Genomic DNA, 23,254 nt, shown 5'->3' with positions numbered 1-23,254 from the left:
CACAAGTTACAGCACTAATTCATAACAATGAAAAGGATGCTCGCTTTGTTTGGGAAAGTAGATGTCGCCCAGTTTTTGATAGCCCCTTTGCTCGTAAAAACGCTGGTTTCTTTTGTTTTGGGAGAAAGTGTCCAATCGAACCGAGACAAACCTGTGTTCACTGGCATGGTTTTCTGCAAAATCCATCATTTGTTGGGCAAGTCCTTTCCCCTGAAGGTTTGGGTGCACGGAAAGCCGATGGATGTAAACACTGTTTCCGTTGGGGGTAAGCCATTGAATGGGTTTGTATTCTTCATCCATCAACGTGGATATGACAATGGTGCCTTGAACCGTGTTTTTTTCTTCAACAACAAAAAGCTCACCACGTTCAATGTCTTTTTGAAAAGCCTCTTTGGAGGGATAGTGCTCGTTCCATTGAAAAATACCGTTCTCTTGCATTTTTTTGGCACAAGCTTGGGTTATGGTCAAGATATCGGGGATTTCAGATATCTTTGCGCGTCTTATCATTGATTCGTTTCAATTAAATTGTAAATTTAAGGTTTAATCGTAATCACCAAACCATGAACAATATTCTTGTACCCATTGGAACTTCTCCAGATTCACATCAAACCCTGCAATATGCGGTCGACTTTGCTTCCGAATTCGGAGCCAAGATCTTTGTGATGGATGTGTTCACCGTGACTACGGCGGTGGGCAGCTTGGCCAATGTGGAAGAAAAAGTGGCAAAAAGCAGTAAGGAACATTTAAAGGAGGTCATCGATCAAGTTGATACCAAGGGAATCGACATTAAAATGGCCACGTACAACGGCGATATTATTGACGGTTTGAAGAGTATTCACAAGGAATTGGGCATCGATTTGATCATAATTGCCCCAAAAAGCAATGATATCCAAGAGGAGCTTTATTTGGGCAATACTTCAGGTCGAATCATCAAACAGACCGAGATTCCTACATTGATTGTTCCTAAAGGAACCACTTTTAAGCCTGCAAAAAAGATATTGACCGCGTTTGGATCGGGGATCTTGAAGCGAAGTAGCATTTTGAACCCGTTGATCATTATAAAAAACAAGTTCAGGTCGGAAGTGAGCTTGTTGCTGGTAAAACGACCAGGATACACCGAGGACGATTTAAAAGTGAATACCGCTTTGATGGATTTAAGCTCCCAGTTGACCATCACAGAAAATGGAACTACGTACTTGGGCGTAACGGAATACTTCCAAAAAGAGCAGCCCGATATATTATGTGTTTTTAGAAGAAAGCGTGGGTTCTTTAAAAAGCTTTGGGAAAAGAACACGATTCCCAAGTCGGAGTTCTTTGTGAAGATACCTGTATTGGTACTAAGCGTTAAAAAAGATTAAGGAAGTAGCGCAAATTTTGATACTTTCAGAAAAAAGTAGTTATTTTGCGCTCTCTTTGGGGGATTAGCTCAGTTGGCTAGAGCGCTTGCCTGGCAGGCAAGAGGCCACCGGTTCGAATCCGGTATTCTCCACAAAAACGTAAAAGCACCTCATTTGTGAGGTGCTTTTTTTTATGGAATATTTTGTCTACATCATTTATAGTAAATCGTTGGACCGTTATTACGTGGGCCACAGTCAAGATTTGGATGATAGGATGAACCGCCATAATAGTGGCAGGTCCAAATACACTAAAATTGCAAGGGATTGGGAGGTAAAGTATACAGAAAGGTTTTCTGCCAGGAGTGAAGCAATGGCTCGGGAAAAGGATATTAAAAGGAAGAAAAGCAGGAAATATATTGAGTTTCTGGTCGGGAAGGATGTTGGCTAGAGCGTTCCGAAGGCGTTCGGAAAGGCCACCGGTTCTCCCGATAACCATCGGGACGGTATTCTCCACAAAAACGTAAAAGCACCTCATTTGTGAGGTGCTTTTTTTATGGAATTTTTTGTCTACATCATTTATAGTAAATCGTTGGACCGATATTATGTGGGGCACAGTCAAGATTTGGATGACAGGATGAACCGCCATAATAGCGGCAGGTCCAAATACACTAAAACTGCAAAGGATTGGGAGGTAAAGTATACAGAAAGGTATTTCACCCGGAGCGAAGCAATGAACAGGGAAAAGGATTTTAAAAGGAAGAAAAAGCAGGAAATATATTGAGTTTCTGGTCGGGAAGGATGTTGGCTAGAGCGTTCCGAAGGCGTTCGGAAAGGCCACCGGTTCTCCCGATAACCATCGGGACGGTATTCTCCACCAAAAGTTGTAAAAGCACGCCATCTACGGGGTGTTTTTTTATTGATGATTTTTTTTGAACTGTACCGAAAGCGTTAAAAGGCACTTGGAAAAGGAGTTTTATCTGCGGGTAGGTTCAAGTTGGCCAAAACCTTGTTCAATTCGTCCAACGAAGACTCATCTATGAGGCGTAGGTCGATGTGCATATCCTTCTTGTCGGATTTTAAGATATAATCACCTGCGAATTTTTTTATCCAGGTAATATCTTTTAACGCTATTTTTCTGTTCGTCCCATAAAAAATATTTCTTTGGATAGTGTTATCGTCGATAATTAAGTATTGAAAGGTTGAATCATACCAGTATTGCCCCAGATATAAAAAACCGATAATGGGATACACATAAATCATCCAATGGTTTTCTTCTTCGGTAAATTCGGTAAATAAAATGATTACTGCAAAAACGAGCCAAATGACACCTATAATCAAATTGGCGTAAAGTCTTTTTTTCTTGAACCGTATTTTCAACGCTTTCATTTAGCAGATAAAAGAGTTAAGAATCCTAAATATATTGATTTTAACCTTAATGAAGTGTTGTTTGACAGCAATGGGAATGGTCTGCATATTAAAATCGCCAAAGAACCTTCTGCCCGAAAGTTTTATCCTCCTTTGCCATCGAATATCTTCCCAAATTTCTCTGGAAGCCCATCCGTAATATGTATTGGTTTTTTAGTAAAGGGGTGGTCAAATTCCAGGGAATAGGCATGCAGGTATAACCCCTTGCCTTTTAAAATCAACTTGTCCAAGCCATAATCCTTATCACCAAGAATTGGATTTCCAATGCTAAACAGGTGTTTGCGTAATTGGTGCCTTCTGCCCGTTTTGGGATGCAATTTTACTAAATTCAGGAAGCCGAAACGCTCGGAGGGGACAGATTTCATAACTTCATAATCGGATTGTGCTGGTTTACCGTCGATAACCGTTTCAATCCTGCCATTTCTTTTCATGTTGCCAATGGTAATGGCATAATAGGTTTTGATAATCTTTTTTTCTTCGAACAATTTGTTCAAAGCACGAATGCTACTGGCGGTTTTGCCCACCAAAACAATTCCCGTGGTAGCATAATCCAATCGGTGGACGGGTTGCGGAATGGTAGCATCCGAAAGTGAACTTGGTTCAAGGTTTTTTGGTAAGGCATTGGCAAGGGTCTTGAACTTGTTTCCGCTCACTTCTATTCCAGCGGGTTTGTGGATGGCGGCCAAGTAGTCGTCTTCAAACAACACGTTTAAGAGCAATGCAAAGGATCTCTTGGTAGTGGTTTCTAGGGGAATGTCCAAGGAAATTTGCTCGCCACCAGAGATGAGTGTAGCTGTACTGGCAATTACGCCATCTACTTTGATGTAACCTTTCTTTAACGCTTTTTTCAGTGCCGATTTTGTGGGGAAGGCTTCAAAAATACCCACACCATATTCCTGCAGCCGTTGGCGCTTCGGGATTTGTGGTACGGTATGGGTTTCGATTTTTAAGATGAAATAAAAATATCAATTTTCAATAAAGTCAGACCACATTCAAACATTAACCATCCTTTAGGATGGATTTTTTGTATTTGGTCCCTGCTTTTTTGAACTTTACTTCAAAACAAAATCAACATGAAACTAGAAGGAAAAGTAGCATACATCACAGGAGGCACCAAAGGTATCGGATACGGAATTGCCGAAAGTTTATTGGAGCAAGGCATGAAAGTGGCCATTAGTGGCCGTAGTCAAGAAAGTGCCGATGCGGCCGTAAAAGGGTTAGATCGTCCCGACCATGTTTTGGGATTGGTATCCGATGTTTCCCAATTGGAAGATGAACAAAAGGCAGTTGCCGCCATATTGGATAAATGGGGACAATTAGATGTAGTGATGGCCAATGCAGGGGTTGGACATTTTGCACCTGTCGATGAGTTGGGTGATGACAAATGGCACCAAATGATTAATACCAATTTGAATGGAGTGTATCATACCTTAAAAGCATCAGTTGACGCGCTGAAAAAATCTGAAGGGTATTATATGACCTTGGCCAGTTTGGCAGGCACCAACTTTTTTGCACAGGGAGCAGGCTATAACGCCACTAAGTTTGGAGTGGTCGGATTTACCCAGGCTGCTATGCTCGATTTAAGGCCATACAACATCAAGGTCACCACCATTATGCCCGGTTCGGTAGCATCACATTTCAATAATAATGAACCATCCGACAAGGATGCGTGGAAAATTCAACCGGAGGACATTGGAAAGTTGGTCATTGATTTATTGACGATGCATCCACGTACCTTGCCCAGTAAAATCGAGGTACGTCCCACACGTCCGGATTTAAAATAATCAGTCGATTTTCTCTGTTAGGGGAATTGTGGCATCACAAATCTCCCCAATCAATCGAAATAGATAAGTTTCAAATTGGGCAAGGGTATCCGAATGTATTCGGGTGTCCTTGTCCTCTGAAAAAGGTAATAGCCCTTGGCTCAGTTTCTTAAAGGAGATGATTCCTGCTTCGACATCCGTTTTGCCGTGTTTTTTGGCATACAGGTAGGCATAGCATAACAATTGAAAGGCTTTGCTCTTGTCGAAATCTGTAATCAAGTCTTCCCAATCCGATATCTTCACGTTTTTGGAATCTACTTTGCCCGTTTTGTAGTCGATGATACGGATGGTACCGTCAAATTCATCCACACGGTCCAAAGTTCCTTTTAGCTTGATGGGAAAGTCTAGTTCTGGAAAGTTTATCAAGGCTTCATAGCGTTCTTCCAAAGCCAGTATTTTGATGTGATGACGTTTTAGTTGGTTTATTTCGTTGTCAAAGAAGTTGTACAGATATTTCAGGATAACATTATACACCAACAGAAACCTTCCTTTGGAAACATCGACCCCTGATAGGTTTTTGCTAAAATGCTGCTGCACCACTTGGGGCACTTCTTTTTTTAAGCTTTTGATATGTTCCTCGGTCAACGTGTTACCAATGAGAGGAGTGTAGAGCTGTTCCAAACTATCGTGGATAATGGTGCCAAAGGTGTTGGCCGCGATATTTTCCTCCACTTCATCCAAATCATTGATTTTAAGGATATTTCTTGTGTAAAAATCGATAGGATTCTTAATATAATTGGTGAGCGAGGTGGGCGAAAACCCTTTTTGGGCAAACGCTTTTAAATCCTCCATGAGCTTTTTATCCTTTTGGATCTGGATAGGCTGTTTGGCCTCAATGGTAATTTTTGGTGTGGCGATGGAGTGTTTTACATTGCCTTTTAATCGTTCATCGGTGAGCAATTGGGTGATCAGTCTGCTTTTCTCGCCACCTTCAAGTACATCAGGTTCGGTGTTATAGGTAATGTAAATGTTCTTCGCGCGCTGAATCAGGCGGTAAAAGTGGTAGACGTAGATGGCATCTTTTTCCTTGTAAGTGGGAAGGCCGTAATCCCGTTTCACATCAAAAGGAATAAAGGAATTGTTCGATTTTCCCGAGGGCAGTATGCCTTCGTTCACCGAGGTGATGATAACCGTTTCAAAATCCAAGTTTCGGCTTTCCAACATTCCCATAATCTGAAAACCGGTCAGCGGCTGACCGATAAAATCCAAGGATTCCATATTCGCCAATTGTTTGAACAAGTTTTTGATGGATTTCAGTTCACCCATAAAATCCACTTTGTCCAAATACTGTCCCAATTGATTATAAAGCGTATAAAATCGATACAAATATTCCAGTTCGAGCGCATTTTTTTCTTTTTGGTAGATGGTCTTAAGGTGCTCAATGAGTGTTAAACTGTGTTGTATCCATTCCATGGGGGATGGGGCGCTATCTGGAAATATGATGGACAACAACGTTTGGGCTTTTGGATATTTCGTTAGGGCCGCCTTATTGAGATGTATAAGGTTGTGTTCTTTGATGTCCTTGGACATTTTTTGGGCAAAATTCCCCTGATCTTCAGTGGATAGCGTTAAGGCATACGGATTGGAAATAAATTCCAGTACGCGCTTGTAGAACCATCCATTCTCCGAAGCGTTGAGTTGAAGCTCCAGATAACTGATAAAAAAGGAGTAGAGCACCGTTTTGTTCAAGGGCATTCCCATCGTAATGTTCACTTCTGGAATATTCTCTGGTACCGCATGCAACATCGGGTTGAGCAAAGTCTCATCCGCAAGGACCAAGGCAGTCTTTTTGATGTCTATCTCGCTGTTTGTATCGAGCTCCCCCAATAATTGACCCACATACTTTGTCTGTGAGATGTTTTTGGGTACTCCTGTGATAACGATGTTCTTTTCGGAGAGAAAGTTGTTCTGTGGCGTTATTTTGTGCCCATGTTTGTAATAAGGCCAATTAAACTGATAGTTCCGAATAAAAAGCCCTGCATCATGGATAGGGTCGTTCAAAAAATAGGAATCGATATCCCAGTAGATGTGGGAATTTCCTGTTTCCAGATAGTGCTGGATAATGTGAGACTCTGCATTGTTCAATGCATTAAAGCCCACAAATACGATGGGGTTTGATTTATTTCCCTTGGGACTTTCTTGCTGAAGTACTTTTACCGCCTCACGTTGAATCAACCCTTGGTAGCCGCGTTTTTGTGCTATCAAGCTGGCGTAGAAGCGTTCGTAAATACTTTCTAGGTTCTTCCACAGCTGCAGGTAATTTTCCACAAGTTCGGATTTATCCTTGCTGGTGGACCAGTGGTTAATTTCCTTGATGGCGGAAAGGTAATTTAAGATGTCTTTCGCAGGAATAAGGTAGCCGTCGATTTCATTAAAGTCCTGCAGCAGGGTTTGCCCCCAATTCATGAAGGAGGCAAAGTCGTCCGGGTCTTCTTTTTGCGAAGCTTTGTATACTTCATAGAGCGCCAACAGCAAATCAATGTTGGAAGCTTGCTTGATATCCGTAAGATTTCCGATGAATTCTTGAATGGATAGTATTTCTGGACTGAATATGTTTTTTACAAGGCGTTCGGAGATATACTTTTTCAAGAATGTTCCTGAACGTTTACTAGGAAGCACAAAGGTACATTGGGTAATGTCCAGTTGCTTATTTGCCAGGTCGTCCAGCACATATTCGAGAAAAGTCTGCTGCATGGATTAAAAATAAAAAAGGCCCCGCATTTGCGGAGCCTTTTTCAAGAAAACTTTGTTTCTTTTATTACTTCACCAAGTTGATTTCAACTCGTCTGTTCTGTGCTCTACCAGCTCTTGTGTTGTTGGTAGCGATTGGCTTCTCTTCACCGTAACCGATGGCAGTCAATCTACCGGCATCGATTCCTTTGTCGATCAAGAAGTTTCTAACAGAATTAGCTCTTTCCTCAGAAAGTTTTTGGTTCAATTGGTCGCTACCTACGCTGTCAGTGTGACCTTCTACAGTAAACTTAGCAGTAGGATACTCGTTCAAGATTTGGATGATGTCAACCATTACAGAAGTAGATTCTGCTTTGATAGAAGACTTACCAGTATCGAACAAGATAGTTCTAGCGTAGTCGTTCAATTGCTTCTGAACTTCCTCAGTTACTTCTGGGCATCCGTTGTTAGCAACAGTACCGGCAACTTCTGGACACTGATCATCTTTGTCAAGTACACCGTCACCGTCAGAATCTGGCCAAGGGCATCCGTTGTTAGCAGCAGGTCCAGCTTCGTTAGGACACTCATCATCTTTATCGGCAACACCGTCACCGTCAGCATCAGGACAACCAGCTAGTGCAGGAAGACCAGCAGTGTTTGGACAAGCATCATCTTTATCGGCAACACCGTCACCGTCAGAATCAGGACATCCGTTCATTTCTTTGGAACCAGCTTCGTTAGGACAAGCATCTTTTGCATCCTCGATACCATCACCGTCAGAATCAGGACATCCGTTGAAAGCTGCAAGACCAGCTACTTCTGGACAAGCATCGTCTTTGTCGTAGATACCATCACCATCAGTGTCAGTACCACCAAATTTGATGCTAAGACCAGCCATGTGCTGGAAGTGCTTTACCAAGTAATCCTCGAAAGCGTGCTTATATTGTGTTTGAAGTGTGAAACCAAGGTTGTCAGAAAACCAGAAGTTAACACCAATACCACCATTAACGGTACCAGCACCGATTTCATCAACCCAAGTATAACCACCACCGATCTCTACGAAAGGATCAACTACGGTGTTTTTAAGGATGTTATACTTAATGGTACCATCTATAGCGTAGTGAGAAAGATCATCGGCATCGAAGTCTCCCAATTTTTCGATTCTGTTCAAAGAACCTCTAGCTCCTACAGAGAAACCATCACCGATGTACTTGGAAACGCCAATGTATGATACAGATGGCAAAATGTTCCAGTGATCGGTTACGTTGAAGTACTCATCGAACAATGTAGTACTGGAGAACGGGTTGTTCTCATCATTTGTAGGATAGACGTCTATTGCATTCACCCCTATGCTTACCTGCCAGGGATTATTTTCGTCTTGCGCTTGTATGCTGTTGATCCCTACAAATACAAGAGCAACAACCAATAATTTGCTAAGATGTTTCATGCTCAAAATTTTAAGTTTAAGTGTTTATCAGCAGCAAATGTAAGTTGTTAAGACTTATTAACAAAATCTAAATTTCTTTTTTTTTGACTCATTTGCCAGAAGATTTATTGCATTTCGTCGATTTTAGATGACATTTAACGACTTTCCTACTTTAATAAAGGCATTAATTGCCTGGTCCAAATGCTCCTTTTCGTGGGCCGCAGAGAGCTGCACACGTATTCTTGCCTTGTCCTTGGGAACCACAGGATAGAAGAAACCTATCACATAAATGCCCTCTTTTAACAGCATATCTGCCATATCTTGGGATAGCTTGGCGTCATAAAGCATTACGGGGACTATGGCAGAATCGCCATCGATAATATCAAAACCTGCTTCTTTCATTCCTTTTTTAAAGTATTCCGTGTTGTGCTGCAATTTATCCCGTAGGGTGGTGTCCTTATCCAACATGTCGAATACCTTAATGGATGCCCCCACAATGGCCGGTGCCAAGGAATTGGAGAACAAATATGGTCGGGAGCGCTGGCGCAGCAGTTCTATGATTTCCTTTTTACCAGTGGTGTAACCTCCCATCGCACCGCCCAGAGCCTTGCCCAAAGTACCTGTAATAATATCGATGCGGTCCATTACACCCTTTTCTTCCAGGGTGCCACGGCCTGTTTCGCCAATAAATCCGGCAGCATGGCATTCATCTATCATGACCAAGGCATCGTATTTATCTGCTAAATCACATATTTTGTCCAATGGAGCCAATAAACCATCCATTGAGAACACTCCATCTGTAACGATAATCTTGAATCGAGCCCCATCCGCATTGCTTTGTTTGAGTTGTTTCTCCAAATCGGCCATATCGTTGTTCGCATAGCGGTAACGTTTTGCCTTGCACAAACGCACCCCGTCAATAATGGAAGCGTGGTTCAGCGAATCGGAGATAATAGCATCTTCCGCAGTGAGCAAGGGCTCAAAGACTCCTCCGTTCGCATCGAAGGCCGCCGCATATAATATGGTATCTTCTGTTCCATAGAAATGGGCGATTTTTTGCTCCAGTTCTTTATGGATGTCCTGCGTTCCACAGATAAAGCGAACTGATGACATACCGAATCCGTGTGTATCCATGGCATCCTTGGCGGCCTGGATCACTTCGGGGTGGGAGGATAGTCCCAAGTAGTTGTTCGCACAAAAATTAATGACCTCTTCTCCCGTGGAGATTTTTATCACAGCACCTTGGGGCGAGGTAATGATACGTTCTTTCTTGAATAGGCCAGCTTCTTCGATTTCCCTCAACTCTTTGGCCAAATGCTCTTTAATTTTTCCGTACATATCTTTTAAATAGGTTTATACAAAAATAGGGTCTATTTGTTGGTCAATATAAACAATAATGGATTGTTTTATCTCAAAGTCCATTTCGCTCAAAACAGCTGCGTAGTTAGCAATCTGTTCTTTGTGACTTGGGGAGGCTTTCCCCGTTTTGTAGTCGATGATGGTAGCCCGTTTTCCATCCAGAACAATTCGGTCGGGACGCAGGGACTTTCCATCTGTAGTCAGAATCTCTTGCTCGTTTAGAATTGTACGATGTTCCGAGAAGAGATCAGCCAATTTCGGATGGTTCACAACGTCCAATACTTTTTGTTTGATGTCCGCAGAGGCCTCTTTTGGAAAATGTCCCTCGATTTCCAAACGCTCCAAAATGGGGTCTACATCTTTTGTTGTTTTGATTTGACTCAAGGCAAAATGGATAACATTCCCCATTTCGATGGCTTCCAAGCGTTCGTCGTCCCACAGGCGACCCGATGTGGTGGAAATGGTGAAACCACTGTCTGTTTTGGTTCGGGTGATATAGGGGACATAGTTCTCAGCAGTTTCAACAGCTTTCATACCGCTTTCCGAAGGAAAAACACCAATGGTATACACGCCGCGTTCAGTTTCCTTTACATGTTGTTGCTGAACGTACCACTGGAAAAGGTCTTGGTAGGATGTAGCAGTTTCGATGCTTGCGATCTCCTTTTTGCTCTTTTCCGTAATAATGAACAGGCCTTTTTCAGGACGGGTGAGTGCCACATACAGCACGTTCATAGCATCTAATAAAGACTTTTGCTCCACTTCCACATATTTGGCCTGTGTTATGGGGTTATATTCCAGCATATCGCTCTTGGTGTTCAAAAGGAACTCATCCAGCCCTATTTCGTCTTCTTGGGATGTGGCGGCAACCCACGACTTTTTGTCCCTTTTGATCAATGTTGAATCGGCAAACGGAAATATCACAAACGGAAACTCAAGCCCTTTGGCCTTATGGATGGTCATGATCTTTACCGCATCCACTCCGTCCGGTGCGGCAATGGAAAGCGATTCTTTTTTGGTTTCCCAATAATTTAAAAAGGCATAAACGCTTGGGCCATCCCTCTTTTCAAGGTCGAGTACCTCGTCCATCAAAAAGGAAATATGCGCTATGGAACCTTGGTTGAGTTTAAATTGAACTATGGCGGTTTCCAATATGGTGAGCACGGGCTTACCTTTTAATTGGTTCAAATCAAAACCATGCTCGTTGGCCATGAAAGGTACGATATCATCCAAATGTTGGGAAATGAACCCGTGTTCACCCTCCCCATCTGCACTTATATACCTTAATATATGATAAGCCGCCTCATGGTCTGCGGGATTTTCGAAAATCCGGAGGATGGAAATCAAAAAAATCACCTTTTCATTCTTGGAGAGCAATAACGCATCCGAAGAAATGATGGGAATTTGGTGCTGGGCCAAGAAATCGGCCAACAACATTCCTTTTTTGTTATCACGGACCAGAACGCAGATATCCGCATAAGAATGGTTTTCAGAAATGATAAACTGAATCGACTTTAAAGTTTCTTCGCAGTATGCTTGGTCCTTATCCTCCAAATCGGCATCCAAAAAGGATAACTGAATGTAACCGCCCGGCTTGTTGTTTGTTTTTTGATGCGAGTCGTTCAAAAAAAGATTGCGATAATCCTCTTGGGCCAATACGGCTGCCGAAACAGTGAAAAAGCTATTATTAAAGTTTACAATTTCGTCTTGGCTTCGCCAGTTGGTATCCAAGGAGTGCACGCTCGGTTCCACTACAAAAGGATGCGAATTTCCGTTGATCAAATGGAGAAATTGCTCGGCCCTACCACCTCGCCAGCGATAAATGGCTTGCTTTACATCGCCCACCAAAAACAAGGATCCGCGTTCGTGCCTTTCATCCTCACTTTCCAAGGCATTGCCAATGAGTGGCACAAGGTTTTCCCATTGCATTTTGGAGGTATCCTGAAACTCATCGATAAAATAATGACGGTATTTCTCGCCCATCCGCTCGTAAATAAAGGGAACCGGCTGGTTTTTGATTTCTTTGGACAGAATGGCGTTCAGGGACGAGATGGGCACAATGTCCCTGTCCAATTCGATATTCTTGATTTCCTTGGCGATTTCATTCAGGACCGTCATTGGTACGATGTTGCCATAAATGTTTTGGAGGTAACTGTGCCGATAGATAAATTCCTTAAGGGCGAGGTAATTTTGAAGGATAAAAGCAGCTAAACCCGTCACATCCCTTTTGTCTGTGGCCTTCAATAATTTCCCCTCAATCAGATTGGGTTCCAATGTTTTTGCGGCATACAATTTTTTTGGGTCGAGTTCTCCATCCACCATTTTTTTGAAATGGTTAGGCAGTATTTGCCGCGGAAAATCAGCAAACTCAAAACCTTGTCGCTCAATTTCCAAAAGCGCATCCTGCGCAAGCTGTTTCACTTTTTCCTGAATGGCCTTGCTTTTCGAGGCAATCAGCTTTTGGATATGGGTAAAATCTGAAATGGATTTTTCACGCAATGGTTCAATGTGCTCGGCATTGTTCTCCTGAAACAGTAGCTTCCCGATTTCCATCAAATCGTAAGTAATGTCCCAGCTTTTATCATCATCGATTTTTTCGAGGGAAAAGGCAATCAGTACTTCGGTGAGCTCTTCATCGTTTCCTGCACGTTCCAATAAGCGCCCTACGGCCTCTTCCAACAATAAATCCTGATTGAGCTCTACCTCAAAATTTTGGGACAGATGAAGATCGCGGGCAAAGGTCTTTATGATTTTGTGGTTGAACTTATCTATGGTAGAAATTTCAAAAAAGGAATAGTTATGAAGAATCCGTTTTAGGATGAGTTGGGAACGTTGTCGCAATTGTTCCTCCGTTAAGGAAAGTTCTTCACACAGGGTAACGAACAGACTTTTCTGTTTTTCGGGCACAGTTTCTTGTCCAAAAGCGAACAAGTTGTCCAGAATCCGGGTCTTCATTTCCTCGACCGCCTTGTTGGTAAAGGTAATTGCCAGTATTTGGCGAAACTTTATAGGTGAATCGTTGGCGAGCAGTAAGGAGAGGTATGCCTTGGCAAGGGCATAGGTTTTACCCGAACCGGCCGATGCGCTGTATATTTTGAAATTAGACCCCTCCAAAAACGTTTTTCCTGCAAAATAAGGATTCCTTACCTCATGTTAACATGGTTTTAGCGGAATATAAATGTTAAAATCCGTATTTTTACAGGAATAGATTAATAACCTAAAAAAACAAGATAATTATGGCTTTTGAATTACCTAAATTACCGTATGCATACGATGCGTTGGAACCTCATATAGACGCTAGAACCATGGAAATCCACCATACCAAGCACCACAATGGATATACCACCAAACTGAACGGTGCCATTGAAGGAACTGACTTGGAAGGGAAGGGAATCGTGGATATTCTTTCCAATTTGGACATGTCCAACGGAGCCGTGAGGAACAATGGAGGCGGATTTTTTAACCACAGCCTGTTCTGGGAAGTAATGTCCCCAAACGGAGGCGGAAAACCATCCGGTGAATTGGCTTCCGCGATTGATGAGGCTTTTGGATCCTTCGATGCCTTTAAAGAAAAATTCTCCAATGCTGCAGCTACACAGTTTGGCTCTGGATGGGCTTGGTTGTGCGTGCACAAAGGCGGTAAATTGGAAGTTTGCTCCACTCCAAACCAAGATAACCCTATTATGCCCGGAGTAGCTTGTGAGGGATACCCAATTTTGGGCTTGGATGTTTGGGAGCATGCATACTATTTGCACTACCAAAACCTAAGACCGGATTACATTGCAGCATTCTTTAATGTGATTAATTGGGACAAGGTTTCCGAAAATTATGCAGCTAGTAAATAGTAACTAGTTCATTCATAAATAAAAAGCCGTGCACCAAGTGCACGGCTTTTTTGTTTCGAATTTTTTCAAAATAGAAAAGGGCGAGGAAGTCCTCACCCTTTTCGTCCCAAATCTTACCATAAACTTAACCTACTTATGCTATGGCGAGACTAAAATACTGGTATTGTGAGAAATAACAAAGGGTTTTAAAAAATATTTTACTTTTTTGAAGAAAAAGAAATAGTGCAGTTCATCGATAAAATGGATAAAACCTTGGTAGTCAAATATAAAGAAGGCGGAGCATGCTCCGCCTTCTTTCCCCAAATCTTACCATGAACTTAACCTACTTATGCTATGGTCCTCCAAAAGTAAGGCGGAGGATTATTTCTTGCGTAAGCTTTTAGACGAAACTCCTGTAAATGGGTTGAAGTGTATGTTGAATCCCAATAATTGACAAATATCAAGAAAACCAACTTAATTGCTAGGGCTTTGAGAAGTATGGAAAATAAAAAAGGTGGAATAGCTTCCACCTTTTTTGCCCCAAATCTTACCATGAACTTAACCTACTTATGCTATGGCAGTTACTAAAGTAGGATTGCTCTTTGCTGGTCGTATAAAAAGACGCTGTTCTACGGGATTCATCGATAAAGTGTACATTTTCAGGCTTTTTTAAGCCATTTTGGGTTAATAGGCACGCTCGTTCTTACCCTCAAAAAAGTTGATAAAAGCCTTATTGACCACCCTATTTCCTCCTGGAGTTGGGTAGTTTCCGGTAAAGTACCAGTCACCCAAGTTTTTAGGACAGGCGCTGTGAAGCCCTTCAATGGTTTGATAGATAATCTCAACCTCTGCATTGATGCCTTCGGGGCACAGGATTTCTCCAATCTTTTTGGAAATCTGTTTGGCCGAGAAAGGTGCATAGAACTCCTTGACATGATTGATGGCCTCTTTGTTCGGTGCCTTGGTCTGGGCCACACACTTATGGTAGATTTCTTCGATCAAATGGGTGGTGCCGTGATCCTCGTGAAGTGCCTTTGCCGCCTTAAAGGCTACAAAATCTTCCAGTTTGGCCATATCGATACCGTAACAATCCGGATAGCGGATTTGTGGAGCCGAGGACACTACTATGATTTTCTTTGGTGATAATCGGTCCAAAATTTTGAGGATACTACGCTTCAGTGTGGTACCTCTAACAATACTGTCGTCGATAATCACAAGATTGTCCGTGCTTTTTACGGAACCATAGGAAATGTCGTAAACATGGGTTACCAAATCATCACGACTACTGTCTTGTGTAATAAAAGTTCGAAGTTTGGCATCCTTAATGGCCACTTTTTCAATACGCGGGCGGATGGCGAGGATTCGGTGAAGCTCGTCTCTATCGATATTGCCTTCCATCGCCAGAATCTGCTCTTCCTTTTTCTTGTTGAGGTAATTCTGTGCTTCCTTCACCATTCCAAAGAACGACGTTTCCGCGGTGTTGGGTATGTAGGAGAATACAGTATTCTCCAAATCATTGTCGATGGACTTCAGGATTTCTGGAAAAACCAATTTCCCCAGTTTTTTTCGTTCCTGATAGATTTCCTTATCGCTACCACGTGAGAAATAGATGCGTTCGAAAGAACATGCTTTACGCTCCGTAGGTTCCAAAATCTGTTTCAAGGCCATGGAACCACTTTTTTTGATGATTACAGCATGACCGGGGTTCAACTCGTGCACATCTTCAAAATTTACATTGAAAACGGTTTGGATCACAGGCCGTTCTGATGCTACAACCACCACTTCGTCATCTTGATAGTAATAGGCCGGACGGATTCCCGCAGGGTCCCGCATCACAAACGCATCCCCATGCCCTATAAGTCCGCTCATGGCATAACCGCCATCCCAGTTTTTGGAGGCTTTTCTTAAGATTTTGGCTACGTTCAATCGTTCGGCGATAAGTGCTGAGGCCTCTCTTTTGGTATAACCTTCTTTTTTGATCTGTTTGTAAAGTTTGGCAACGGCATCATCCAAAAAATGGCCAATTTTTTCCATCACCGTTACAGTGTCGGCCTTTTCCTTGGGATGCTGTCCCAATTCCACCAGATTTCCGAAGAGCTCATCAACATTGGTCATGTTAAAGTTTCCGGCCACAATAAGGTTACGGTGCATCCAGTTGTTCTGCCTCAAAAATGGGTGTACGCTCTCTATGCTGTTTTTTCCAAAAGTTCCGTAGCGAACATGTCCCATCAAAAGTTCTCCGATGTATGGGATGTTCTTTTTCTGCCAGGCCACGTCATCTTCCCGATCGGGATTTTGCTTTAAAGCGGTATTGATGCGATTGTTGATCTGGGCGAAGATATCTTGAATGGGCTGTTGCTCGGCCGATCGTACACGGCTCATGTACCGTTCCCCGGGTTCCATATCCATTTTGATACTCGCAAAACCGGCACCGTCCTGTCCGCGGTTGTGCTGCTTCTCCATCATTAGGTACATCTTGTTTACGCCGTAAAAAGCTGTACCGTACTTTTCTTTGTAGTACTCCAAGGGTTTAAGCAAACGGATCAATGATATTCCGCATTCGTGCTTAATGGGATCACTCATAATAAACCTAATAAAAAATGCCCCGAAATTCTCAGGGCAAACATTTATGTTAATTCAATATTGAACTGTGTCAACTCCTTAAACTGAGCCAGGCGGCCATCCACCTCGCTCTTTTTTAGATCCACCATCCGTTCGGTACCAAAGCGTTCCACACAGAACGACGCCAAATTGGAGCCGTGGATGATGGCATTTTTCATACTCTCAAAAGAGATATTCCCTGCTTCGGTCAAATAGCCTGCAAAGCCACCGGCAAAGGTATCACCTGCTCCCGTGGGATCGAACACCTCTTCCAAAGGAAGCGCCGGGGCAAAGAAAATTTGCTCCTTATGAAACAAAAGTGCTCCGTGTTCCCCTTTTTTGATCACTACGTATTTGGGGCCCATCTCCTGAATTTTGGCCGCAGCCTTCACTAAGGAATACTCGTTGGTCAATTGTCTTGCTTCCTCGTCATTAATGGTAATCACATCTATTTTGGAAATCACCTTCATCAAATCGTCCCAAGTATTGTCCATCCAAAAGTTCATGGTATCCAAAACTATAAGTTTTGGTCGTTTTTCCATCTGATTAATTACACTCAACTGAATATAGGGATGTAGGTTACCCAACATCACAATATCGGCATCGGTATAATGGTCGGGAACAATAGGGTTAAAATCGGCCAAGGTATTAAGCTCGGTGGCCAAAGTGTCCCGTGAGTTGAGGTCGTTATGATATTTTCCTTCCCAGAAAAATGTTTTGCCCCCCTTTACAACTTCCACGCCGCTAAGGTCAATGTCCTTGTTCTTTAAAATATCCATGTAAGATTGTGGAAAGTCGTCACCCACAACGGATACGATGGCAGAGTCAATATCAAACTGTGAAGCGGCCAAACCTATAAAGGTTCCTGCGCCCCCCAGTATTCTGCCAGTTTTCCCGAACGGTGTTTCAATGGCATCGAAAGCCATGGTTCCCACAATCAGTAATTTACCCATTCCCTAAATTTTGGTGCAAATATACGGTTTACCCTTTCCAATTTGTACAAAGGGCGTTCCAATTATGAAAAAATGGAAATATCCGCACGAAGACAGGTTACTTTCTGCCAAAGTCGGCAGGGATTTCTCCCCAAGCCTTGGTTTCCCACTTCACAATTGGGGTGTTGAACCTATTTTTTTTGAGCCAAAGTTCCGCCCGTTCGATCAGTTCAAAAAGCTGGGCATTTTTAACGGTTTTCTCCAGTTTGGTGCCACACTTTTTCTTGCGCACCCAACCAATGGCGATTCGGGAATCGGAGTAAAGAATGCGGTCGCTCTTTTTTTGTTGTAGAAAGGCAAGTCCGTGCACCAATGCCAAAAATTCGCCTACATTGCTTGTCCCCTGCTCAAACGGACCTTGATGAAAAAGAACCCGCTTGGTCTTGGTGTCCACGCCGCGGTATTCCATCTTTCCGGGGTTTCCGCTCGAGGCGGCATCTACGGCAATGGAATTGTAATTGGGTTCGCCGATTTTTAAAAGTTCCTCGGGACTTAGTTCGCTTTTGCCCTTGGATTTGCCTTTGTATTCCAAATAATTGCCGTTAAAGGCCTTTTTGGCCTCCTCAAAAGTGGCGAACGATTTGTATTGCGCACCTTTTACGCCGTCAATTTGGGCCTTGCAATCTGCCCAAGACTCAAAAATGCCCGGGTGCTTTCCCTTCCAAACCACATAAAATTTCTTTTTCTTGGCCATTAGGACAATACTTTTTCTATCACTTTTGGGAAATGCTCATATTCCAATTGATGGACTTTCTGGGCAATGGTTTCTGGAGTGTCTGAAGGGTCAACTTTGGTTTTCGCCTGAAAGATGATGGCGCCTTCATCGTAGTTTTCGTTGACATAGTGAATGGTGATTCCCGTTTCGGTTTCTTGATTTGCCTTTACGGCTTGATGCACTCTATCTCCATACATGCCCTTTCCGCCATATTTGGGCAACAAAGCAGGGTGGATGTTGATGATTTTGTTGGGAAATGCTTCGATAAGATAGGAAGGGACCTTCCAAAGAAAGCCGGCCAAAACAACCAGATCTGCCTCCAAACCTTTCAAAAGGCGCAGAACCGCATCGGATTCCCTAAAAGCGGGTTTGTTAAAATAAAATCCAGGTACTCCCATACGGTCACAACGTTCGAGCACCTTGGCGGTACTCTTATTGGTGAGCACTGCCACCACCTCTGCTTGGGGTTTTTCGCTAAAAAAGGAAATAATGTTTTCGGCATTGGAGCCACTGCCCGATGCAAAGATTACAATTCGTTTCATTCGTTAGGAATTGACGGGATTTTAAATTAAATTACGATGGCTAAAGTAAGGTACAGTATTTTAAGAACTTTAATTTACGTCACATTTTATCGTCAAATAGTGTATTTAATCCAAAGTTTTATATTTTTGCCAACGATTTAAATTTTTAAAACCACAATAATTATGTCAGACATTGCATCAAGAGTAAAGGCTATCATCGTTGATAAACTAGGTGTGGATGAAAACGAAGTTGTAGCGGAAGCCAGCTTTACCAACGACTTAGGAGCGGATTCCTTGGACACTGTTGAACTTATCATGGAGTTTGAGAAAGAATTTGATATTCAGATACCAGATGACCAAGCAGAAAACATCGCCACTGTGGGTCAGGCCATTAGCTATATAGAAGAAGCTAAGTAATTATATGATATATCGCTAAAGATTAAAAATTATCCATGTGGTTGTTATCGCATGGATAATTTTTTTTATAATTAACGTCTAAAGGGTAAAAAAATAGTTCAATGCAGTTAAAGCGAGTTGTAGTTACCGGAATGGGAGCGTTAACCCCTATAGGTAACAATTTGAAAGCTTATTGGGAAGGACTACGGACCGGTAAGAGCGGTTCTGCCCCCATTACATATTTCGATACCGAAAAATTCAAGACCAAGTTCGCATGCGAGCTTAAAGGGTACGACCCAATGGATTTCTTCGATAGGAAAGAGGCAAGAAAACTAGATAGATTTGCCCAATACGCCCTAGTATCTTCGGACGAGGCCATTGCGGACTCTGGAATTGACCTGGACGTTGTGGACAAGTTTAGGGTAGGAGTTGTTTGGGGCGCTGGAATAGGCGGATTGGAAACCTTCCAAAACGAGGTAATCGGTTACGCCGAAGGTGACGGTACACCGCGCTTCAATCCTTTCTTTATCCCAAAAATGATTGCAGACATCGCACCGGGGAACATTTCCATCAAACATGGATTTATGGGCCCTAACTATACCACGGTTTCTGCTTGTGCCTCATCAGCAAATGCTATGATCGATGCACTGAACTATATCCGATTGGGACATTGCGACGTGATTGTTACCGGAGGTAGCGAGGCGGCAGTGACCATAGCAGGTATGGGCGGATTCAATGCCATGCATGCCCTTTCCACCAGAAACGATAGCCCTGAAACGGCTTCAAGACCTTTCGATGCCACAAGGGATGGCTTTGTATTGGGCGAAGGTGGCGGAGCGCTTATACTCGAGGAGTACGAACATGCCAAAGCACGCGGAGCCAAGATTTATGCCGAAGTGCTCGGTGGAGGTCTTTCTAGCGATGCTTATCACATGACCGCCCCTCACCCAGAAGGTATTGGTGTGGTAAAAGTAATGGAAAACTGTTTGCAGAACGCTGGATTGAACCCAGAGGATGTAGATGCCATCAATACACATGGTACTTCGACACCATTGGGAGATGTGGCCGAACTTAAGGCCATATCCAAAGTATTTGGGGACCATGCACCAAAAATCAACATTAACTCTACCAAGTCCATGACCGGACACTTGCTGGGAGCGGCCGGGGCCATTGAGGCGATTGCCTCCATTTTGGCCATGGAGCACAATACGGTGCCCCCGACCATTAACCACAGCACGGTAGACGATCAAATAGATCCATCCCTCAACTTGACCTTGAACAAGGCTCAAGAACGGGAGGTAAAGGTGGCCATGAGCAACACTTTTGGCTTTGGAGGACACAACGCCTGTCTTTTATTCAAAAAATTAGGGTAGTTTTGTAACATGAAACTCACCTCCAAAATATTCAATTCCCATCCCAACTCGGATGGGGATTTTTTTTTGGGTATGAAAAGAATCCTTGGCTTTAAACCCAAGAATCTGACCATTTACAAAACGGCATTTCTGCATCGTTCCATGAACAAAAAGGACGATGATGGAAACCCTATCAACTACGAAAGGTTGGAATTTCTGGGAGATTCCATGTTGGGTACCATCATTTCAAAATATCTGTACAATGAAGTGCCCGAAGGGGATGAGGGATATCTGACCAAAATGCGGTCCAAGGTAGTCAGCCGAAAGCACCTGAACGAACTGGGCAAAGATTTGGGACTTTTAAAATATGTGGAAAGCCGTATCCCTAAAGAACATTTTGGGGAAAATATCCACGGGAATGTGTTCGAGGCGTTGATTGGCGCCATTTATTTGGACAGGGGCTACACCTATTGCGAAAAGTTCATCGACGAGCGCGTGATAGAGCCCTATGTGGACATCGATCAGTTGGAAGGCAAGGTCATCAGTTACAAGAGTTTGGTGATAGAATGGTGCCAAAAAGAGAAAAAGTCCTTTAATTACCATGTGTACGAGGATACAGGGAATGATGAACTCAAACATTTTGCCGTAAAACTTACCATTGGCGACCGGATGTTGGCCAAAGCAAGGGCCACCTCCAAGAAAAAGGCAGAGGAAAAGGCATCCAAACGGGCATACTTTGCCTTACAGAGCAAGATAGAAAAACAGTGACTTTAAATAATGGTAAACTCAAACGTTTTCGCTTATTTTATAAGTGTATTGTTTTGTATTGACTAGGCAATCATTCGTAATAAGCCTATATTTACAGTTCGTGTTATGGGCATGTTAACTACGCACAAGATATCGGCAGACCTTTATGATGATAGTTTTCACCTCATTGCCATCCACAGTGATTTGGAAGATTATGCCATGGCCTATGCTATAAATTCCCATTGTGGACTTTATCTAAAACGGATGAAGAAAGACCTTTGTTTTGATGAAAATATGGCCTTTTCCGTTTTTGACTGGGAAGATGAGATAAACGATATGTACTGGACACTGATTGCCAACAAGTGCGAAACCGAAGAACAGATGGCTTCCATAGGCTTATTTGAGAGCAATGTATCCAAAAGGATAGGCCATTTGGTGAAGGAAAAAAAGGAAGTGGATTATTTTTTGAAAGTGGATGCAGCAGATGAAACCATTTATGCTGAAAAGCTCAGGGCCATCAAACAAATAGGAAAGGTAATCACCGCATACCCATTGGACACACAAAAATTAAAATCAAAAAGAAATTTAATCTTTTAACAATGCCAACTAGAAAGAAGACTAAAATTGTAGCAACCCTCGGTCCGGCCACCAGTAAAAAGGAAACCCTTAGGGAAATGATCCTTGCCGGAGTGGATGTTTTTAGGATAAACTTTTCCCACGCTTCCTATGAGGATGTTGCTGAGCGAATTAAAATGATCAGGGAACTTAATGAGGAGTTGGAAATCAACACCGCCATACTTGCAGACCTGCAAGGACCCAAACTCAGGGTCGGTGTCATGGGAGGCGAAGCCATCGTTGCCCCTGGTGATGAAGTTACCTTTGTGACTGGCGAACCTTTTGAAGGAACAGCCGAGAGAGTGTACATGAACTACAAGAATTTTCCCAAGGACGTGAAAGCAGGAGAGCGTATTCTCTTGGATGATGGGAAATTGATATTTGAGGTAAAATCAACCAACGGGGAGACCGAAGTGGTCGCCAAAGTGATTCAAGGGGGACCTTTGAAATCAAAGAAAGGGGTGAACTTACCCAACACCAATATTTCGTTGCCGGCCCTTACCAAAAAAGACATCAAGGATGCCATTTTTGCTATCCAGCAGGATGTGGATTGGATTGCGTTGTCCTTTGTGCGTCACGCGCAAGACTTGCACGACCTCCACAACCTGATCAAGGAGCATACAGAGCACAAAATCCCGGTAATATCCAAAATTGAAAAGCCAGAGGCTTTGGAAAATATCGATGAAATTGTAAAGGCCTCCGACGGACTTATGGTGGCCCGTGGCGATTTGGGTGTGGAAATCCCCGCCCAAGAAGTTCCTCTAGTGCAGAAACAATTGGTTTTGAGCGCCAAAAAAGGAAGGATACCGGTAATTATCGCAACACAGATGATGGAAACCATGATCACCAGCCTTACACCGACACGTGCGGAGGTGAACGATGTCGCCAACTCGGTTATGGATGGGGCAGACGCCGTAATGCTTTCCGGAGAAACCTCGGTAGGTAATTATCCTGTGCAGGTAATTGAAAAAATGGCGAGCATCGTGACCAGTGTAGAGGCATCTAGCTTGATCAAAGTACCGCAGAACCCACCGCACATCCGAACCAAGCGATACATTACAAAATCGGTATGCTACCATGCAGCGTTAATGGCCAATGAAATTTCGGCAAAAGCTATTTCCACATTGACCAACAGTGGGTACACCGCCTTTCAGATTTCGGCCTGGAGACCTTCGGCCCATATTTTGGTGTTTACCTCGAACAAGAGAATACTAACCCAGCTCAATTTGCTTTGGGGAGTAAAGGCTTTTTACTACGATAAGTTTGTCTCTACCGACCAGACCATTGAGGATGTAAACCAGATAGCCTGCAAAAAAGGTTTCTTGGAGGTGGGCGATATGCTCGTAAGTTTGGCAGCCATGCCCATTAAGGAAAAGGGGATGGTAAATACACTTCGTGTAACCGAAATCGAGAGCTGCAATTTTTAGCCTTCTCGGATGAAAATTTTAAAAAAG

At 43.0% G+C, this 23,254-nt stretch carries 21 protein-coding genes and 1 tRNA gene; 11 read left to right on the top strand and 11 right to left on the bottom strand.

Going from position 1 to position 23,254, the window contains the following annotated elements:
* Positions 1 to 6 precede the first annotated feature (6 nt).
* Positions 7 to 507, bottom strand: coding sequence for a GNAT family N-acetyltransferase (locus tag GGE08_RS01500; RefSeq protein ID WP_179383147.1), 501 nt, complete (start codon positions 505 to 507; stop codon positions 7 to 9).
* 53 nt (positions 508 to 560) lie between these two features.
* On the opposite strand from GGE08_RS01500, the gene GGE08_RS01495 reads away from it, so the two are divergent.
* The 4 genes from GGE08_RS01495 to GGE08_RS01480 all read left to right on the top strand — a co-directional run bounded on the left by GGE08_RS01495 (position 561) and on the right by GGE08_RS01480 (position 2,118).
* Positions 561 to 1,358 (top strand): universal stress protein, encoded by a 798-nt coding sequence (locus GGE08_RS01495; RefSeq protein WP_179383146.1) that lies wholly within the window; start codon positions 561 to 563, stop codon positions 1,356 to 1,358.
* A gap of 57 nt (positions 1,359 to 1,415) precedes the next feature.
* Positions 1,416 to 1,489, top strand: a tRNA-Ala gene (locus GGE08_RS01490).
* A gap of 41 nt (positions 1,490 to 1,530) precedes the next feature.
* Entirely contained in the window at positions 1,531 to 1,785 is a 255-nt protein-coding gene (locus tag GGE08_RS01485; RefSeq protein WP_179383145.1) for a GIY-YIG nuclease family protein, read from the top strand.
* A 105-nt stretch (positions 1,786 to 1,890) separates the two neighbouring features.
* Complete coding sequence (locus tag GGE08_RS01480) at positions 1,891 to 2,118, top strand: GIY-YIG nuclease family protein (protein WP_179383144.1); 228 nt, start codon at positions 1,891 to 1,893, stop codon at positions 2,116 to 2,118.
* Positions 2,119 to 2,285: 167 nt separating this feature from the next.
* On the opposite strand, the gene GGE08_RS01475 is transcribed toward GGE08_RS01480, so the two are convergent.
* The gene (locus GGE08_RS01475) at positions 2,286 to 2,723 is read right to left on the bottom strand and encodes a hypothetical protein (RefSeq protein ID WP_257023930.1); all 438 of its coding nucleotides are present in this window, start codon (positions 2,721 to 2,723) and stop codon (positions 2,286 to 2,288) included.
* A gap of 122 nt (positions 2,724 to 2,845) precedes the next feature.
* Positions 2,846 to 3,649 (bottom strand): RluA family pseudouridine synthase, encoded by an 804-nt coding sequence (locus GGE08_RS01470; RefSeq protein WP_313790879.1) that lies wholly within the window; start codon positions 3,647 to 3,649, stop codon positions 2,846 to 2,848.
* 186 nt (positions 3,650 to 3,835) lie between these two features.
* On the opposite strand from GGE08_RS01470, the gene GGE08_RS01465 reads away from it, so the two are divergent.
* Complete coding sequence (locus GGE08_RS01465) at positions 3,836 to 4,546, top strand: SDR family oxidoreductase (protein ID WP_179383143.1); 711 nt, start codon at positions 3,836 to 3,838, stop codon at positions 4,544 to 4,546.
* Here the strand turns inward: GGE08_RS01465 and GGE08_RS01460 are convergent, their stop codons facing one another.
* The 4 genes from GGE08_RS01460 to GGE08_RS01445 form a co-directional block, all read right to left on the bottom strand.
* The gene (locus tag GGE08_RS01460; protein ID WP_179383142.1) at positions 4,547 to 7,279 is read right to left on the bottom strand and encodes a PD-(D/E)XK nuclease family protein; all 2,733 of its coding nucleotides are present in this window, start codon (positions 7,277 to 7,279) and stop codon (positions 4,547 to 4,549) included.
* A 64-nt stretch (positions 7,280 to 7,343) separates the two neighbouring features.
* Positions 7,344 to 8,702 carry an OmpA family protein gene (locus tag GGE08_RS01455; RefSeq protein WP_179383141.1) on the bottom strand — a complete coding sequence of 453 codons (1,359 nt, stop codon included), beginning with the start codon at positions 8,700 to 8,702 and terminating at the stop codon, positions 7,344 to 7,346.
* 123 nt (positions 8,703 to 8,825) lie between these two features.
* Positions 8,826 to 10,019: a glycine C-acetyltransferase gene (kbl, locus tag GGE08_RS01450; protein ID WP_179383140.1), complete on the bottom strand. Its 1,194-nt coding sequence runs from the start codon at positions 10,017 to 10,019 to the stop codon at positions 8,826 to 8,828.
* A 15-nt stretch (positions 10,020 to 10,034) separates the two neighbouring features.
* On the bottom strand, positions 10,035 to 13,151 hold the full coding sequence (locus GGE08_RS01445) for a UvrD-helicase domain-containing protein (protein ID WP_179383139.1): 3,117 nt from the start codon (positions 13,149 to 13,151) through the stop codon (positions 10,035 to 10,037).
* Positions 13,152 to 13,273: 122 nt separating this feature from the next.
* Here GGE08_RS01445 and GGE08_RS01440 point away from each other — a divergent pair, with 122 nt between their 5' ends.
* Positions 13,274 to 13,882 (top strand): superoxide dismutase, encoded by a 609-nt coding sequence (locus GGE08_RS01440; protein WP_127140257.1) that lies wholly within the window; start codon positions 13,274 to 13,276, stop codon positions 13,880 to 13,882.
* A gap of 663 nt (positions 13,883 to 14,545) precedes the next feature.
* Here GGE08_RS01440 and GGE08_RS01435 read toward each other — a convergent pair.
* The 4 genes from GGE08_RS01435 to purN form a co-directional block, all read right to left on the bottom strand.
* Entirely contained in the window at positions 14,546 to 16,444 is a 1,899-nt protein-coding gene (locus tag GGE08_RS01435) for an amidophosphoribosyltransferase (RefSeq protein ID WP_179383138.1), read from the bottom strand.
* A gap of 44 nt (positions 16,445 to 16,488) precedes the next feature.
* Positions 16,489 to 17,415 (bottom strand): PfkB family carbohydrate kinase, encoded by a 927-nt coding sequence (locus GGE08_RS01430; protein ID WP_179383137.1) that lies wholly within the window; start codon positions 17,413 to 17,415, stop codon positions 16,489 to 16,491.
* A gap of 97 nt (positions 17,416 to 17,512) precedes the next feature.
* The gene (locus GGE08_RS01425) at positions 17,513 to 18,148 is read right to left on the bottom strand and encodes a viroplasmin family protein (protein WP_179383136.1); all 636 of its coding nucleotides are present in this window, start codon (positions 18,146 to 18,148) and stop codon (positions 17,513 to 17,515) included.
* The gene (gene purN, locus GGE08_RS01420; RefSeq protein ID WP_179383135.1) at positions 18,148 to 18,711 is read right to left on the bottom strand and encodes a phosphoribosylglycinamide formyltransferase; all 564 of its coding nucleotides are present in this window, start codon (positions 18,709 to 18,711) and stop codon (positions 18,148 to 18,150) included. Before purN ends, GGE08_RS01425 begins: the two co-directional genes overlap by 1 nt.
* Positions 18,712 to 18,873: 162 nt before the next feature.
* Between purN and GGE08_RS01415 the strand changes: the two genes are divergently transcribed.
* From GGE08_RS01415 to pyk, 5 genes are all read left to right on the top strand, one after another.
* Positions 18,874 to 19,107, top strand: coding sequence for an acyl carrier protein (locus GGE08_RS01415; protein ID WP_009778413.1), 234 nt, complete (start codon positions 18,874 to 18,876; stop codon positions 19,105 to 19,107).
* Between the two features lie 101 nt (positions 19,108 to 19,208).
* Positions 19,209 to 20,459: a beta-ketoacyl-ACP synthase II gene (fabF, locus tag GGE08_RS01410; protein WP_179383134.1), complete on the top strand. Its 1,251-nt coding sequence runs from the start codon at positions 19,209 to 19,211 to the stop codon at positions 20,457 to 20,459.
* Between the two features lie 9 nt (positions 20,460 to 20,468).
* Positions 20,469 to 21,206: a ribonuclease III gene (rnc, locus tag GGE08_RS01405; RefSeq protein WP_179383133.1), complete on the top strand. Its 738-nt coding sequence runs from the start codon at positions 20,469 to 20,471 to the stop codon at positions 21,204 to 21,206.
* Positions 21,207 to 21,311: 105 nt separating this feature from the next.
* Positions 21,312 to 21,782: an IPExxxVDY family protein gene (locus GGE08_RS01400; RefSeq protein ID WP_179383132.1), complete on the top strand. Its 471-nt coding sequence runs from the start codon at positions 21,312 to 21,314 to the stop codon at positions 21,780 to 21,782.
* A gap of 2 nt (positions 21,783 to 21,784) precedes the next feature.
* On the top strand, positions 21,785 to 23,227 hold the full coding sequence (pyk, locus tag GGE08_RS01395) for a pyruvate kinase (RefSeq protein WP_179383131.1): 1,443 nt from the start codon (positions 21,785 to 21,787) through the stop codon (positions 23,225 to 23,227).
* The last annotated feature ends 27 nt before the right edge of the window (positions 23,228 to 23,254 follow it).

Source organism: Allomuricauda sp. ARW1Y1, assembly GCF_013407935.1.
GTDB lineage: Bacteria > Bacteroidota > Bacteroidia > Flavobacteriales > Flavobacteriaceae > Flagellimonas.
Note: the sequence above shows the minus strand (reverse complement) of the source record. Positions and strands in the feature narration are given on the sequence as shown.